At 70.9% G+C, this 15,604-nt stretch carries 15 protein-coding genes, 1 rRNA gene and 1 pseudogene; all 17 read left to right on the top strand.

Annotation, left to right across the window (positions count from 1 at the left end; genetic code table 11):
* Positions 1 to 129 precede the first annotated feature (129 nt).
* The 17 genes and pseudogenes from rrf (at position 130) to cmk (ending at position 15,575) form a co-directional block, all read left to right on the top strand.
* Positions 130 to 246: ribosomal RNA gene (rrf, locus tag AC07TY_RS05160) — 5S ribosomal RNA — on the top strand.
* Positions 247 to 581: 335 nt separating this feature from the next.
* A complete protein-coding gene (locus tag AC07TY_RS05155; RefSeq protein WP_494784538.1) occupies positions 582 to 1,271 on the top strand; it encodes a hypothetical protein in 690 nt (229 codons plus the stop codon).
* A 47-nt stretch (positions 1,272 to 1,318) separates the two neighbouring features.
* Positions 1,319 to 1,954, top strand: a complete 636-nt coding sequence (locus tag AC07TY_RS05150) for a hypothetical protein (protein WP_494784537.1) — start codon at positions 1,319 to 1,321, stop codon at positions 1,952 to 1,954.
* Positions 1,955 to 1,976: 22 nt separating this feature from the next.
* The gene (locus tag AC07TY_RS05145; RefSeq protein ID WP_233579716.1) at positions 1,977 to 2,948 is read left to right on the top strand and encodes an HAD-IIA family hydrolase; all 972 of its coding nucleotides are present in this window, start codon (positions 1,977 to 1,979) and stop codon (positions 2,946 to 2,948) included.
* 73 nt (positions 2,949 to 3,021) lie between these two features.
* Positions 3,022 to 3,180, top strand: coding sequence for a hypothetical protein (locus AC07TY_RS05140; RefSeq protein WP_199738162.1), 159 nt, complete (start codon positions 3,022 to 3,024; stop codon positions 3,178 to 3,180).
* Entirely contained in the window at positions 3,177 to 4,010 is an 834-nt protein-coding gene (locus AC07TY_RS05135) for a TlyA family RNA methyltransferase (RefSeq protein WP_488625976.1), read from the top strand. Before AC07TY_RS05140 ends, AC07TY_RS05135 begins: the two co-directional genes overlap by 4 nt.
* Before the next feature lie 2 nt (positions 4,011 to 4,012).
* On the top strand, positions 4,013 to 4,954 hold the full coding sequence (locus AC07TY_RS05130) for an NAD kinase (RefSeq protein ID WP_123504251.1): 942 nt from the start codon (positions 4,013 to 4,015) through the stop codon (positions 4,952 to 4,954).
* Between the two features lie 12 nt (positions 4,955 to 4,966).
* Complete coding sequence (gene recN, locus AC07TY_RS05125) at positions 4,967 to 6,697, top strand: DNA repair protein RecN (protein WP_488625977.1); 1,731 nt, start codon at positions 4,967 to 4,969, stop codon at positions 6,695 to 6,697.
* Between the two features lie 47 nt (positions 6,698 to 6,744).
* Positions 6,745 to 8,445: a CTP synthase gene (gene pyrG, locus AC07TY_RS05120; RefSeq protein ID WP_123504253.1), complete on the top strand. Its 1,701-nt coding sequence runs from the start codon at positions 6,745 to 6,747 to the stop codon at positions 8,443 to 8,445.
* Entirely contained in the window at positions 8,438 to 9,010 is a 573-nt protein-coding gene (locus AC07TY_RS05115) for an NUDIX domain-containing protein (RefSeq protein WP_494784536.1), read from the top strand. The genes pyrG and AC07TY_RS05115 overlap by 8 nt, the downstream gene beginning before the upstream one ends.
* A 34-nt stretch (positions 9,011 to 9,044) precedes the next feature.
* Positions 9,045 to 10,028, top strand: coding sequence for a site-specific tyrosine recombinase XerD (locus AC07TY_RS05110; protein WP_494784535.1), 984 nt, complete (start codon positions 9,045 to 9,047; stop codon positions 10,026 to 10,028).
* Between the two features lie 179 nt (positions 10,029 to 10,207).
* Complete coding sequence (locus tag AC07TY_RS05105; RefSeq protein ID WP_123504256.1) at positions 10,208 to 11,083, top strand: ParA family protein; 876 nt, start codon at positions 10,208 to 10,210, stop codon at positions 11,081 to 11,083.
* Positions 11,067 to 11,918 (top strand): segregation and condensation protein A, encoded by an 852-nt coding sequence (locus AC07TY_RS05100; RefSeq protein ID WP_488625980.1) that lies wholly within the window; start codon positions 11,067 to 11,069, stop codon positions 11,916 to 11,918. The genes AC07TY_RS05105 and AC07TY_RS05100 overlap by 17 nt, the downstream gene beginning before the upstream one ends.
* A complete protein-coding gene (gene scpB, locus AC07TY_RS05095) occupies positions 11,908 to 12,537 on the top strand; it encodes an SMC-Scp complex subunit ScpB (RefSeq protein ID WP_488625981.1) in 630 nt (209 codons plus the stop codon). The genes AC07TY_RS05100 and scpB overlap by 11 nt, the downstream gene beginning before the upstream one ends.
* A pseudogene (locus AC07TY_RS05090) lies at positions 12,527 to 13,297 on the top strand (pseudouridine synthase); the annotation flags it as partial. The gene scpB and the pseudogene AC07TY_RS05090, both read left to right, overlap by 11 nt.
* A 371-nt stretch (positions 13,298 to 13,668) precedes the next feature.
* Positions 13,669 to 14,763: a prephenate dehydrogenase gene (locus tag AC07TY_RS05085; protein WP_494784534.1), complete on the top strand. Its 1,095-nt coding sequence runs from the start codon at positions 13,669 to 13,671 to the stop codon at positions 14,761 to 14,763.
* A 143-nt stretch (positions 14,764 to 14,906) separates the two neighbouring features.
* Positions 14,907 to 15,575, top strand: a complete 669-nt coding sequence (cmk, locus tag AC07TY_RS05080; RefSeq protein ID WP_123505120.1) for a (d)CMP kinase — start codon at positions 14,907 to 14,909, stop codon at positions 15,573 to 15,575.
* Positions 15,576 to 15,604: the final 29 nt, after the last annotated feature.

The following is a 15,604-nucleotide window of genomic DNA, read 5'->3' as shown; positions in this document are numbered from 1 at the left end:
ACTATGTGGTTCCCGGAACACGGTCGACAGACCCAGGTTTCGTGAACAAACAACTCAATACAGAGCTTTGAGCTCGAAACAAGACTTCATCCCGGACCCCGCAAACGGGGTTACTGGATGACCTAGTGTTTCGGCGGCCATAGCGAGAGGGAAACGCCCGGTCACATTCCGAACCCGGAAGCTAAGACTCTCAGCGCCGATGGTACTGCAAGGGGGACCTTGTGGGAGAGTAGGACACCGCCGGACTCAACTTAGAAGAGGCCACCCAGCAATGGGTGGCCTTTTCGCATTTCACCCTCCAGCGTCGGCAGCGCCGGGGCTGGCTGTTAGGCTGGGTTTACAACACCACAGCAGGCCCCATCGAGAGAACCCCGGTTAGCGCCGGGCGAGTTCCTCGGTTCCGTGTTCGTCTTCTCGACGTGCACTGGCACAGATGCCGACGTCGACAGACGTCGCGCGACACAGACCCGAACTTCAGGAGAACAGCGTGAGCGATCGCGACGACGACAACGACAAGCGTCCGCGACGCGACGACTCCCGCAACACCGGGTCGGGGCCTCGAGGCGGCAGTTCAGGCCGCGGTGATCGGCCTCAGGGTGGCCGACCTGACCGCGGTGGTCCGCGTCGCGATGGCGATCGTCCTGACCGCGGTGGTCCGCGTCGTGATGGTGGTCCTGCTCGTGATGGTGGTGCGCCGCGTCGCGATGGCGGCAGCTACAGCCGTGACAGCGGCGCCCCTGGTCGTGACGGCGCTCCGTCGCGTGATGGCGCGAACCGCGACCGGACGTGGAGTCCGCGTCCGCCACGGGGTGGTTCTGACCGTGCTGGTGCGGAGCGGGGTGGCTCGGAGCGCGGCAGCCGTCCGTGGCAGGACCGCCCGGCGAACGGGCGCCCGTCGGGGGAGAGGTCTGACAGCCGACGTCCTCCGCGCGGCGACGGTCCTGCGGGTGCTGAGCGTTCCTATCGTCCTGGCGGTCGTCCTCCGCAGACCGGCGGTCGACCGGTCGAGCGAAGCGGGCGTCCCGGGCAGGGCGGTCGTCCGACTCAGGGTGGCAGGCCTCCGCAGGGCGGTCGTCCCGACCGCGGTCGTCCCGACCGCTACGGTCCCGACCGCGGTAGCCGCGCCGGCCGCGACCCTCGCGACAACGGCGGAGAGTGGGAGGACCGCGATCCGCTGGGCCTGCGTTCCGTCCGTCCCCGCCAGTTCGAGCCGCATCTGCCCGACGAGGTCGAGCCGCGTCAGCTCGACAAGGTCGCCCGCGCCGAGCTGAAGACTCTGAGCAAGGAGAACGCCGACTTCGTCGCGCGCCACCTGATCATGGCGGCGACGCTTATCGAGGAAGACCCCCAGCTCGCTCACCAGCACGCTCAGGCCGCGGGTCGTCGCGCCGGCCGCATCGCGGTCGTCCGCGAGACGATCGCCATCACGGCCTACGCGCTGGAGGACTACGCCCTCGCGCTGCGCGAGCTGCGGACTTACCGTCGCATCTCGGGCCGCAACGACCAGCTGCCCATGATGGTCGACAGCGAGCGCGGACTCGAACGGCCCGACCGCGCGCTCGAGCTCGGTCAGTCGGTCGAGGCCGGCTCGCTCGAGGTCCCCGTGCGGGTCTCGCTCGCCATCGCCCTATCGGGCGCTCGTCTCGATCTCGGCCAGGCCGACGCGGCGCTGCGGGAGCTCGAGATCCCTCAGCTCGACCGCACCCGCGCGTTCAGCTACAGCCCCGACCTGTTCGACGCCTACGCGACCGTGCTCGAGGAGCTCGACCGCGGTGCCGAGGCCGCGGACTGGTACGCCCTGGCCCGTCGTGCCCGCGCGGCCCTGAACACGTCAGACATCGAAGAGGACCGAGAGACCGTTGAGATCGTGGAAGAAGAAATCGAAGGATTCGACGGAGACGACGTCCCCCTCGACTCCGAGCTCGACGGCGACGACGAGCGCCCCGTCGACTGAGGCGCGATATCCGCTGGCAGGAGTGGACGTCGTCCTCGCCGACCTCGACGGCGTCGTGTACACCGGCCGTAACGCGATCCCGCACGCCGTCGAGAGCCTGAACAGGGCCGCCGCCGACGCTCGCGTCGCATACATCACCAACAACGCCTCTCGCACGGCCGACGCGGTCGCCGCGCAGCTGAGCGGCTTCGGCCTCGACGTGTCGGGCGACGACGTCGTCACGAGCCCGCAGGCGGCCATCCGACTCCTGGTCGACGCTGTCGAGCCCGGCTCGACGATCCTGGTCGTCGGGGGAGAGGGTCTCACCACCGTCGTGCAGGCTGCCGGCTTCACCGTGACTCGCTCGGCGGACGACTCCCCGGCAGCCGTCATCCAGGGCTTCGCGCCGGAGGTCGGCTGGAAGGACCTCGCCGAGGCGTCCTTCGCTCTCGCCGCCGACATCCCCTGGATCGCCACGAACCAGGACTGGACGATCCCGCAGGAGCGGGGCATCGCCCCCGGCAACGGCACGCTCGTCTCCGCAGTCCACACGGCAGTCGGCCGGCTGCCGCTGGTGGCGGGGAAGCCCGAGAGGGCGATCTTCGACGCCGCCCTCGAGCGGTACGCCGCCGAGGCGCCGCTGTTCATCGGCGATCGCCTCGACACCGACATCATCGGCGCCAACAAGGCGGGCATTCCCTCGGTGCTGGTGCTGACCGGCATCGACAAGGCCAAGCAGGTGCTGGCCGCCGCGGCAGACTCGCGTCCTCAGTACATCCTCGGTGACCTCCGGGAGCTGCACGAGGAGTACCCGGCGACCGTCGAGACGACGAGTCGAGACGGCGCACGAGTCTTCACGGTGCGCGACGCGCGCGTGCAGCTGCACGGCAATGTCGTCACGGTGCTCGAGAGCGGCGATCTCCCGGTCGACCTGCTGCGCGCCGGCGCTGCGGCCGTCTGGGCGAGCGGACTGATGATCTACGGCATGGTCGTCGACCCGGCGCTGCACGCCTGATCCAGGAGGATCGGCGCGACCCTGTGGACGGCCGCCGAGCGATGTCGGCGGGAGCGGTTAGGGTGGATCGACCATGAGCGACGCGAACGAAGCAACGAACGATCTCATCTCGCGACTGGCCGTCATCGACGGCCAGCCGCTCGAGACTCGCGCCGTCGCCTTCGCGCACGTTCACGACGAGCTGCGAGCCGTGCTCGACGGCGGCCGTCAGGCATCGACCGGAGTGGCATGACGCCTGCCACCGAGCCCGAGGCCGCGCTGTCGGGGCCCGAGCGACTCGACGTGGCGCTCACGAGCCGCGGCCTCGCGCGGTCGCGGACGCATGCCCACCGGATGCTCGCCGACGGTCTCGTGACGGTCGACGGCAAGCCGGTGCTGAAGGCGTCCTTCTCGACCCTGCCGGTCCAGCGCATCGAGGTGGCGGGCCTCGACCACTACGTCAGCCGGGCGGCTCACAAGCTGATCGGCGCTCTCGACGCGTTCGGCGTCGATCCCGCGGGGCGCGACGCGCTCGACGTCGGGGCGTCCACGGGCGGCTTCACCCAGGTGCTTCTCGAGCGCGGCATCCGCTCCGTCGTCGCCCTCGACGTCGGCCACGGTCAGCTCGCGCCGCGCATCCGCGGCGACGACCGGGTCGCCGTGGTGGAGGGATCGAACGCGCGCTACCTCACGCGCGACGCCCTCGTCGCCTCCGGCCCGCACGCGTCGACGATCGATCTCGTCGTCGGCGACCTCTCGTTCATCTCGCTGGGTCTGGTCCTGCCCGCGCTGGTGTCGTCCGTCGCACCCGCGAGCGACTTCGTGCTGCTCGTCAAGCCGCAGTTCGAAGTCGGTCGGCAGGGCATCCGCGAGGGCATCGTCCACGATGCGGCCCTCCGCTCCGACGCGGTGCAGTCGGTGCTCTGGTCGGCTCACGACCTCGGCCTTAGGACGGCCGGTGTCATCCCGTCGCCGATCGTCGGCACCAACGGCAATCGCGAGTACTGCGTGCACCTCAGCGCTGCCGCCGGGGTGAATCCGACAGAATGGATCCAGCGGGTCGACGAGATGACGAAGGGCTGAGCATGACTGCCGAGCTTCCTGACGCGAGCGCCCAGCCCGATCGTCACATTCTGATCGTCTCCCACACGGGCCGGCGCGACTCGATCGACGCCGCGCTCGAGGTGTGCGGAGCGCTGGTGGCCGCGGGTCTCGTCCCGGTCCTGCCGCGAGACGAGTACGACGACGTCCGCGCCGCCGAGCCCACGCTCGACGGCGTCGACATCCTCGGCTCCGACGTGTCGGTCGACGACGTCGAGTCGGTCGTCGTGCTCGGCGGCGACGGCACGATCCTGCGCGCCGCCGAGCTGGTGCGGGGCACTCGTGCGCCCATCATCGGCGTGAACCTCGGCCACGTCGGGTTCCTGGCCGAGAGCGAGCGCGACGACCTGCAGGACACGATCCAGCGCGTCCTCGCCTTCGACTACGAGGTCGAGGAGCGCTTCGCCCTCGACATCGCGGTGCTCGTCGACGGCGAGGTCGTGTACGAGTCATGGGCCCTCAACGAGGCGACGGTCGAGAAGGCCGCGCGCGAGCGGATGCTCGAGGTCGTCATCGAGGTCGACGGCCGCCCGCTGTCGTCGTTCGGCTGCGACGGGGTCGTCATGTCGACCCCGACCGGCTCGACCGCCTACAACTTCAGCGCCGGCGGCCCTGTCGTCTGGCCCCAGGTCGAGGCGATGATCCTCGTGCCGCTCAGCGCCCACGCCCTGTTCGCTCGCCCGCTGGTCGTCGGGCCCGACTCGACGCTCGCCGTCGAGGTGCTCAGCCGGACCGACGGCTCGGGAGTCCTCTGGAGCGACGGCCGCCGCGCTCACACGCTCGAGCCCGGCGCTCGCGTCGTCGCGAAGCGGTCCGACAAGCCCGTGCGGCTGGCCCGCCTCCGACGCGCGCCGTTCGCGGATCGCCTCGTGGCGAAGTTCCACCTGCCCGTCACCGGCTGGCGAGGCCCGCAGGAGACTCCGTGATCGAGGCCCTTCGTGATTGAGGAGATCAGCATCAGAGACCTCGGTGTGATCGGGCGCGCGACACTGCCGCTCGGCCCGGGGTTCACCGCGGTGACCGGCGAGACAGGCGCCGGCAAGACCATGGTCGTCTCGGCGCTCGGCCTCCTGCTCGGGCAGCGCGCCGACGGCGGAGCCGTGCGCCAGGGCTCGCCGCAGGCCGTCGTCGACGGCCGCTGGTCGGTGCCCGACGACGGCGCCGTCGCGGAGCGCGTCCGCGACGCCGGCGGCGACATCGACGACGGCGAGCTGTTCGTGAGCCGCATCGTGTCGAGCGAGGGCCGCAGCCGTGCCGTCGTCGGCGGACGCAGCGCGCCGGTCGGCGTCCTGGGCGACCTCGCCGAGCACCTCGTCGCCGTGCACGGGCAGTCCGAGCAGATCCGCCTCAAGTCGGCGTCCGCCCAGCGGCACGCGGTCGACGCCCACGGCGGCGCCGAGCTGGCCGCGACGAGCGCCGAGTACCGCCGCGCCTACGACGACTGGCAGCTGGCTGCCCGCGAGCTGGCCGAGATCACCGGCGACCGCGACGCCCGCCTCGCCGAGGCCGAGGCCCTGCGCGCCGCGATCGACGAGATCGTGGCCGTCGATCCGCAGCCCGGCGAAGACGACGAGCTCGAGGCCACGGCCGAGCGCCTGAGCAACGCCGAAGACCTCCGCCTCGCCGCCGGCCTGGCCCACGAGGTGCTCTCGACCGACTCCGTCGACGGGACCCGCGACGTCGTCACCCTCGTCGACGAGGCGCGCCGCCAGATCGAGCGGGTCTCGCGCCACGATCCCGAGCTGGCGTCGATCGCCGACCTCCTCACCGAGGTGAGCGTCCAGGTCTCGGAGACGAGCTCGCGGCTCTCCAGCTACCTGGGCTCCCTCGACGCCGATGTCAGCCGCGAGCTCGAATCGGTGCAGGAACGCCGAGCCCTCCTCGCCCAGCTCGTCCGAAAGCACGGTCCCTCGCTCGCCGAGGTCATCGACCTGGTGTCGACGGGGTCGGCGCGGTTGGTCGAGCTCGACGGGGACGACGACCGCGTCGCGCAGCTGGCCGACGACGTCGAGGCGTCCCACGCCGAGGCCCGCCGCCTCGCCGCGACGCTGACCGAGCTGCGCCGGGCGTCCGGCGACGACCTCGCCCGACGGGTATCGGCCGAGCTCTCGGCACTGGCGATGACCGGGGCCGAGCTCGTCGTCGCCGTGACCGAGCGCGACGAGCTGGGCGGGTCGGGAGCCGACCATCTCGAGTTCCTGCTCAAGCCGCATTCGGGCAGCGAGGCCCGGCCGCTGGGCAAGGGCGCCTCGGGCGGCGAGCTCTCGCGCATCATGCTGGCGATCGAGGTCGTCATGGCCGCGTCGAGCGACGTGCCGACGTTCGTGTTCGACGAGGTCGACTCCGGCGTCGGCGGGTCGTCCGCGATCGAGATCGGGCGGCGCCTGGCGATGCTCGCCGAGCGGTCGCAGGTGATCGTGGTCACGCACCTGGCCCAGGTCGCCGCGTTCGCCACGAACCACCTCCGCGTCGTGAAGGACGCAACGGGATCGGTCACCGCATCGAGCGTGCAGCAGCTGACCGGCGACGAGCGCGTCGCCGAGATGGCCCGGCTGCTCTCGGGCCTGCCGGACAGCGAGAGCGGCCTCGAGCACGCGCGCGAGCTGCTCGACCTGGCCGCCTCAGACGGCTCGACACGCGCGGGCCGGCCCGTCGACTCACGGTCGTAACGCGAGGGGCTGGGAGAGGAACCGTGAGTGACGTAGGATGGAAGCCCGTGGTGGTTAATCAGAACTCGGGTCCTAGCTCCTCCAAAGTAACGAAGCACATATTCGTGACAGGGGGCGTCGTCTCCTCTCTCGGCAAGGGCCTCACGGCAGCCAGCCTCGGCAACCTTCTCACCTCGCGCGGTCTGCGCGTCGTCATGCAGAAGCTCGATCCGTATCTCAACGTCGATCCCGGGACGATGAACCCGTTCCAGCACGGCGAGGTGTTCGTCACCGACGACGGCGCCGAGACCGACCTCGACATCGGGCACTACGAGCGCTTCCTCGACATCAACCTCAACCAGGGGGCGAACGTCACGACCGGTCAGATCTACTCGACGGTCATCGCGAAGGAGCGCCGCGGCGAGTACCTGGGCGACACGGTCCAGGTGATCCCGCACATCACCGACGAGATCAAGCGCCGCATGCGCCTGCAGGCCTCCGACGAGCCGCAGCCCGACGTCATCATCACCGAGGTCGGCGGCACGGTCGGCGACATCGAGAGCCAGCCGTTCCTGGAGTCGGCCCGCCAGGTGCGCCACGAGCTCGGCCGCTCGAACGTCTTCTTCGTGCACGTGTCGCTGGTGCCGTTCATGGGCGCCTCCGGCGAGCAGAAGACGAAGCCGACGCAGCACTCCGTCGCCGCGCTCCGCGCCATCGGCATCCAGCCCGACGCGCTGGTGCTCCGCAGCGACCGTCCGGTCACCGAGTCCAACCGCCGCAAGATCGCCCTCATGTGCGACGTCGACGAGGACGCCGTGGTCAACGCGCGCGACGTGCCGAGCATCTACGAGATCCCGGCGATGCTCAACGAGCAGGGCCTCGACGCGTACATCATCGAGCACCTCGGTCTCGACGAGAAGGCTGGCGCCGTCGACTGGACGGGCTGGAACCCGATCCTCTCGGCCGTGCACGAGCCCAAGCACGAGGTCACGATCGGGCTGGTCGGCAAGTACATCGACCTCCCCGACGCCTACCTCAGCGTCACCGAGGCCCTCAAGGCCGGCGGCTTCGCGCAGCAGACGAAGGTCTCGCTGCGGTGGATCCCGTCTGACGACTGCGAGACCGCGGAAGGCGCCGCCAAAGCGCTCGGCGAGGTCGACGGCATCTGCGTCCCCGGCGGCTTCGGCATCCGCGGCATCGAGGGCAAGCTCGGCGCGCTGCGCTTCGCCCGCGAGAACGGCGTCCCCGCACTCGGCCTGTGCCTGGGTCTGCAGTGCATGGTGATCGAGTACGCCCGCAGCAAGGCCGGGCTCGAGCACGCCTCGTCGTCGGAGTTCGACCCCGACACCGAGCACCCCGTCATCGCGACGATGGCGGAGCAGGTCGACATCATCGCCGACGGCGACCTCGGCGGCACCATGCGCCTCGGCCTCTACCCGGCGGCTCTGCTGCCCGGCTCGCTCGCCGCCGACCTCTACGGCTCGGAGCTCGTCGAGGAGCGCCACCGCCACCGCTACGAGGTCAACAACCACTACCGCGAGCAGATCGCCGACGCCGGCCTGGTGTTCTCGGGCACGTCGCCCGACGGCCACCTCGTCGAGTACGTCGAGCTCGACCGCGCCGAGCACCCGTACTACATCGGCACGCAGGCGCACCCCGAGCTCCGGTCGCGTCCGAACCACGCTCACCCGCTGTTCGAGGGCCTCGTCTCGGCGTCGCTCGACCGCCAGAACGCGACCCGCCTGTTCGAGGTTGCCGAAGGTGCCTGAGTCGATCCCGCTCTCGGACGACGCGTTCGAGGTCGACGTCACTGCGACCGACGTCGTCTTCACCGGCGCCGTCTGGAACGTGCGGCGCGACGCCTTCACGTACAACGGCGAGTCGATCCGCCGCGAGTACATCGACCACACGGGCGCCGTCGCTGTCGTCGCACAGGACGACGCGGGGCGGATCCTGCTCATCAAGCAGTATCGGCACCCCGTCCGCAGCCGTGACTGGGAGCTCCCGGCCGGGCTGCTCGACATCCCCGGCGAAGACACCCTCGTCGCCGCGCAGCGCGAGCTGGCCGAGGAGGCCGACCTGCACGCCGACACGTGGGAGCACCTCGTCACGTTCAACACGTCGCCCGGCGGCAGCAACGAGAAGCTCGTGGTGTTCCACGCCACCGGCGTGAGCGCCACCGAGCAGGCGTTCGACCGCGAGGCGGAGGAGGCCGACATCGAGGTGCGCTGGGTCGCCCTCGACGACATCGTGGCCGGCGTGCTCGACGGCGGGCTGCACAACTCGATCCTCGCGATCGCGGCGCTGGCGCTGCACGCGAAGCTGGGGCGCTAGCCGGGTCGGCGCCCACCTGGCCTAGCGTGGGGGCATGACCTCCCTCGCCGACGCCGTGAGCCGCTACCTGCGGCACGTCGCGATCGAGCGGGGGCTGTCGCCGCACACGGTGTCGGCCTACACGCGGGATCTCGGGCTGTACTCCGAGTTCCTGCGCGAGAGAGGGGTGGTCGACCCCGGGTTCGTCGAGCCCACGACCGTCGGCGACTTCCCGGCGCACCTCGCGACCCGCGAGCCGCCGCTTGCCGCGTCGTCGATCGCGCGGATCGTGTCGAGCGTGAAGGGCTTCCACCGGTTCGCCGCGGAGGAGGGGCTCGTCGCCGACGACGCCACGACGACGACGCGCCCGCCGAAGCTCCCGTCACGGCTGCCCAAGGCGATCAGCATCGCGCAGGTCGAGGCGCTCCTGGCCGCGACCGACGGCGACGAGCCCACGCGGCTGCGCGACAAGGCGCTGCTCGAGCTGCTGTACGCGACGGGCGCCCGGGTATCGGAGGCCGTCTCGCTCAACGTCGACGACGTCATCGAGGGCGACGTGGTGCGACTGTTCGGCAAGGGCGGCAAGCAGCGGATCGTGCCGCTCGGCAGCTACGCCCGCCGGGCCCTCGACGCGTACCTCGTGCGGGCGCGGCCGCTCTTCTCGGCGCGGGGATCGGCGACGCCGGCCCTCTTTCTCGGCGTGCGCGGGGCGCGGGTGTCGCGGCAGAACGCGTGGCTGATCATCCAGGCGGCGGGCGAACGCGCCGAGCTCGGGTTCGAGGTGTCGCCGCACACGCTGCGCCACTCGTTCGCGACGCACCTGCTGGAAGGCGGCGCCGACGTGCGCGTCGTCCAGGAGCTGCTCGGACACGCCTCGGTCGCCACGACGCAGATCTACACGCTGGTGACGGCCGACGCGCTCCGCGACGCGTACGGGGCGGCGCACCCGCGCGCGCGATGGGCGCCGGGGGAGACGGCGGCGCGGCGGGCTCGGGCCGAGCGGTCGGCGGCTGCGCGGTCGGCGGCTGCGCGGCTGTAGTTCGGAAGGATTCGCGGGGTGGGCGTCCTTGCGACGGGACGGTTTATGGCCATGCTTCCTTGTGGGGTGCGCGATCGGCGGCGAAGATCCTTGCGAACGCGCAGCGCGTCCTCGCGAAAGGACGTCCGTGCCCGCCGCGCCACACCGGCGCGGAGCCGCCCCGCCGGTAGGATTGCCGGGTGAGCACGACGCCGAACACCAGCACCGAGTCGGCCCCGAAGACGGGCCCGACCGGCCGACCCCTGTCGACGTTCGCCGTGCCGCCCGTGCTGCTCAGCCACGGCCCGGCGCGCATCATCTCGCTCTGCAACCAGAAGGGCGGCGTGGGCAAGACCACGACCACGATCAACCTCGGCGCCTCGCTCGCCGAGTACGGCCGACGCGTGCTCGCCGTCGACTTCGACCCGCAGGGTGCGCTCAGCGCCGGCCTCGGAGTGCAGACGCACGATGTCCCCACCATCTACGACCTGCTCATCGGCACCGTCAAGGACCCTTACGAGGTCATCCAGTCGACCGGCGTCGAGGGTCTCGACGTGATCCCGGCCAACATCGACCTCTCCGCCGCCGAGGTGCATCTCGTCAACGAGGTGGCCCGCGAGCAGATCCTGGCGCGCGTGCTCCGCAAGGTCCGCGACGACTACGACGTGATCCTCGTCGACTGCCAGCCGTCGCTCGGCATCCTGACCGTCAACGCGCTGACCGCGGCTCACGGCGTCCTGATCCCGCTCGAGTGCGAGTTCTTCGCCCTCCGCGGCGTGGCCCTCCTCGTCGAGACGATCGACAAGGTGCGCGACCGCCTCAACGAAGACATCGAGCTCGACGGCATCCTCCCGACCATGTACGACTCGCGCACCCTCCACAGCCGCGAGGTGCTGGAGCGCGTCGTCGACGCGTTCGGCGACCGGGTGCTCGAGACCGTCATCACGCGGACCGTGAAGTTTCCCGACGCCTCGGTCGCCGCAGCGCCCATCAACCAGTTCGCTCCGTCGCACCCCGCCGCCGAGGCCTACCGCCAGCTGGCCAGAGAGCTCATCGCCCGTGGCGCCGCAGCCTGAGACAGCTGCCGCCGACCCGGCCGATGTCGCCGCCGACGTCGAATCGTCGACCGACTCCGCCTTCCGCGTCAGCCTGACGAACTTCTCGGGGCCCTTCGACCTCCTGCTCTCGCTCATCACGAAGCGCGAGATGGACATCACCGAGATCGCCCTCAGCGCCGTGACCGACGAGTTCCTCTCGTACCTGCGCCGCCTCGACTCCGATGAAGAGCTCGACCGCGCCAGCGAGTTCCTCGTCGTCGCAGCGACCCTGCTCGACCTCAAGGTCGCGGGCCTCCTGCCCCAGGGCGAGCTCGTCGACGCCGAAGACGTCGCGCTCCTCGAGGCCCGCGACCTCCTGTTCGCGCGCCTGCTGCAGTACCGCGCGTTCAAGCAGGCCGCCGAGTGGTTCGCCTCGCGGGGCGAGGCCGAGGGCGACCGCCACGCGCGCAGCGTCCGCCTCGAGCAGAAGTTCCGCGTCTCGACTCCCGAGCTCGTCTGGACCCTCTCGGTCGACGACTTCGCGGCGATCGCGGCTCTGGCGATGACGCCGCGCGACGAGCCCACCGTCGGGCTCGACCACCTGCACGCCCCGCTCGTGAGCATCCGCGAGCAGGCCGCGATCGTCGTGTCGATGCTCCGCCGCGGCGCCGTGATGAGCTTCCGCGAGCTGATCGACGGGGTCGACGTCAAGGGCGTCGTGGTCGCCCGCTTCCTCGCGATCCTCGAGCTGTACCGCCACGCGTCGCTGAGCTTCGAGCAGCTCGAGCCGCTGGGCGACCTCACCATCCGCTGGACGGCGGAGCACTGGACCGAAGAGAACCTCGCCAACCTGGGGGCCGACTATGACGGCTGACAGCCAAGCCGCAGAGCAGTTGCACGAGCCCGGGCAGAAGCACGCGGCGCAGGATCAGCCCGCCCCCGGCGTGCCCATCGCCCGCACGCTGGAGGCCATCCTGATGGTGGCCGACGAGCCGCAGAGCCTCGTTGCGCTGGCCACGGCGGTGGGTGCGCCCGTTCCTGCGGTCAGACAGGCCGTCGACGACCTCGTGGCCGACTTCGACGGCGACGCCGGGGGAGTGCGGCGCGGGTTCGAGCTGCGCGAGGTCGGCGGCGGCTGGCGCTTCTACGTGCGCGAGGAGTTCGACCCCATCGTGCGCGACTTCGTGCTGACGCAGAACCCGACGAAGCTGTCGCAGGCTGCGCTCGAAACGCTCGCCGTGATCGCGTACAAGCAGCCGATCACCCGCGGGGCCATCGCGCAGATCCGCGCGGTCAACGTCGACAGCGTCGTGCGCACGCTGCTCGGGCGGGGTCTCATCACGGAGTCGTTCACCGACGCCGAGACCGGGGCGATCAACTACGAGACCACGGAGCTGCTTCTGACGCATCTCGGCATCAACTCGCTCGACGACCTGCCGCTGATCTCGCCGCTGCTTCCCGATGGAGCCGGAGGGTTCGAGGATGTCCGATAAGAACGAGCAACAGGGCGAGCGCCTGCAGAAGGTCATGGCCGCCGCCGGCATCGCCAGCCGCCGCGTCAGCGAAGACCTGATCGCCGCCGGGCGCGTCACGGTCAACGGCGTCGTCGTGACCGAGCCGGGCCGCCGGGTCGACCCCGCGGTCGACAAGGTCGTCGTCGACGGCCAGGCCGCGCAGCTCGACACGTCGCGCCGCTACCTCATGCTCAACAAGCCGGTCGGCGTCGTCTCGTCGCTGAAAGACGAGCGGGGCCGCCCCGACCTCACGGAGTTCACGCGTCACTACCCGGAGCGCCTCTTCAACGTCGGCCGCCTCGACGCCGAGACCAGCGGGCTCCTCATCCTCACCAACGACGGCGAGCTCGCCCATGTGCTGGCGCACCCGTCGTTCGGCGTGACGAAGACGTACATCGCCAAGGTCGAGGGCTCGATCACTCCGGCCACGGCCAAGAGGCTCATGGCGGGCATCGAGCTCGACGACGGGCCGATCCACGCCGACTCCGCGCGCATCGTCGACCGCGGCACGGGTCGTGCGGGCGGCACCAGCATCATCGAGATCACCCTGCACTCCGGCCGCAACCGCATCGTGCGGCGCATGCTCGACGCTGTGGGCCACCCCGTCGTCGACCTCGTGCGCCGCTCGTTCGGCCCGCTGCACCTCGGGTCGCTGCGCATGGGCGAGGTCCGCGACCTGACCCGCGACGAGCTGGGCGACATCCTGACGATCGCGCGCGACGCCGGAATCGCTCCCGCCGAGCCGTCGGCTGTCGTGGCGGCCGCGGTGCAGGACGCCATGGATTCGACGGGGGTCGAGCTCGTCGCCGACGTCGAGGACGACGTCGCCGAGAGCGACAAGGAGTACTACGACGAAGACGACGAGGAGTACGAGCCCGAGCTCGACGCCCGCGAGGAGAGCCGTCGCGGTGCCGCCGAGGCGTCCGATGCCGGCGCTCGCCGTGTGCCGAAGAAGCAGTACGACAGCGACGGCAACCGCCGCGTGGCCGTCAACGGCGACGTGACCGGCGGCCGCGCCCCGGCGCCCAGCCGCCGCTCGGAGGTGCGCCGCCAGCAGGAGCAGCGCCGCAAGGGCCAGCGCCCGGGCGGGCAGCGACCCGGAGGCGACCGGTGAGCGACGACTCCAAGCGCCTGGCCGGAGTCGTCCGGATCGTCGGATCGGGCCTCCTCGGCGCCAGCATCGGCCTCGCGCTCCGGCAGCAGGGCGTCGAGGTCATCCTCGACGACGCCTCGCCGTCGGCCCGACGCCTCGCGATCGACTACGGCGCCGGCCGCGCTCCCGCCGAGGGCGACGAGCCCACGCTGATCGTCGTGTGCGTGCCGCCCGACGTGACGGCCGACATCGTCGAGCGCGAGCTGGAGTCCTACCCCGCAGCCCTGGTGACCGACGTCGCCAGCGTGAAGGTGAAGCCCCTGCGCGAGCTCGAGCGCCGCGGCGCCGACGTCTCGCGCTATATCGGCTCGCACCCCATGGCCGGGCGTGAGCGCGGCGGCCCCGTCTCGGCGCGCGCCGACCTGTTCGTCGGGCGCCCCTGGGTGATCGCGGGGCACGACGGCATCAGCTACCGCGCTGCGGCTGCCCTCGAAGACCTCGTCCTCGACCTCGGCGCGACCCCGATCGAGATGACTCCGGAAGACCACGACGCCGGAGTCGCCGTCGTGTCGCATGCCCCGCAGGTCGTGGCGTCGCTCATGGCTGCGCGCCTTCGCGACGCTCCGGACGCCTCGCTCGGCCTCGCCGGCCAGGGCGTCCGCGACGTGACGCGGATCGCTGCCAGCGATCCCGCGCTGTGGGTGCAGATCCTCGGCGCCAACGCGGCCGGGGTCGCCACCGTGCTGCGCGCCTACCGCGACGACCTCGACGGCGTCATCGCCGCACTCGACGCGCCCGCCGACCCGGGCTCGCTCCGCGTCGTCGCGGAGGCGATCGGCTCGGGCAACGCGGGTGTGGCCCGCCTGCCCGGCAAGCACGGCCAGAAGAAGGTGTTCACGCAGGTGGTGGTGCTCGTCGACGACACCCCCGGCCAGCTCGGACGCCTGCTGACCGAGATCGGCGAGATCGGTGTCAACCTCGAGGACCTCCGCCTGGAGCACTCGCCCGGCGCCCAGTTCGGCCTCGCCGAGGTGAGCGTCGTGCCCGAGCACGAAGAACGACTGATCGACGACCTGGTCCGCCGCGGGTGGACCATCGCAGGAGCACAGTGAGCAACGCAGACCTTCCCCAGAAATCGAACCCCCAGAACTCCAACCCCCAGAACTCGAACCCGCAGACGTCCGACGAGCTCGCCGCCTTCAAGAGCGACCTCCTCGCGCGGTACCGCGCCAGCGACCTCTACCGCCCGGTCGTCGTGGCCGTCGACGGCCCCGCCGGCAGCGGCAAGTCCAGTGTCAGCAAGGCGGCCGCTCGGGCGCTCGGCTTCGACTACCAGGACACCGGTGCCGCCTACCGGGCCTTCGCGCTGCACGTCGCGAACTCCGACGTCGATCTGACCGACCCCGCCGCGGTGGTGGCTGCCATCCCGAGCTTCGACTACGAGATCGGCATCGACCCCGACGAGTACTTCGTGAAGGTCGCCGGCGTCGACGTCACCGACGAGATCAGGACGCCGCGCGTGACACAGTCGGTCGCGCACGTGTCGAAGATCCCCGAGGTGCGCGAGTTCCTGGTCTCCCTCTTTCGCGGCGTGATCTCGTCGACGTCGAAACCGGGCGTCGTCACCGAGGGGCGCGACATCACCACGGTGGTCGCACCGGACGCTCAGGTGCGAATCCTGCTCACGGCGTCCGAAGAGGCTAGAATGGCGAGGCGTTCCGCGGAGATCACGGGGCAGAGTGCCGAAGAAACAGCCCGGCAGCTGACCAGGAGAGACCAGCAGGACAGCAAGGTGGTCGATTTCATGACAGCCGCTCCCGGCGTCACCACCCTCGACTCCACTCATCTCGACTTCGATCAGACCGTCTCGGCCGTGGTCGAGCTCGTGCGTTCCACTGCCACGGCGCCCGCCGCCGAAGGCTGAGCGCGCGGGCACCAAACCGCAAGGAGCCA

This window comes from Frondihabitans sp. GW821-FHT04F02, assembly GCF_059420045.1.
Note: the sequence above shows the minus strand (reverse complement) of the source record. Positions and strands in the feature narration are given on the sequence as shown.

Bases quoted from the DNA above. Each gene is read 5' to 3' on its own strand.
- AC07TY_RS05150 (WP_494784537.1), top strand. From the start codon at position 1,319: ATGGCGGCGACGCTTATCGAGGAAGACCCCCAGCTCGCTCACCAGCAC.
- AC07TY_RS05140 (WP_199738162.1), top strand. From the start codon at position 3,022: ATGAGCGACGCGAACGAAGCAACGAACGATCTCATCTCGCGACTGGCC.
- AC07TY_RS05135 (WP_488625976.1), top strand. From the start codon at position 3,177: ATGACGCCTGCCACCGAGCCCGAGGCCGCGCTGTCGGGGCCCGAGCGA.
- AC07TY_RS05130 (WP_123504251.1), top strand. From the start codon at position 4,013: ATGACTGCCGAGCTTCCTGACGCGAGCGCCCAGCCCGATCGTCACATT.
- AC07TY_RS05110 (WP_494784535.1), top strand. From the start codon at position 9,045: ATGACCTCCCTCGCCGACGCCGTGAGCCGCTACCTGCGGCACGTCGCG.
- scpB (WP_488625981.1), top strand. From the start codon at position 11,908: ATGACGGCTGACAGCCAAGCCGCAGAGCAGTTGCACGAGCCCGGGCAG.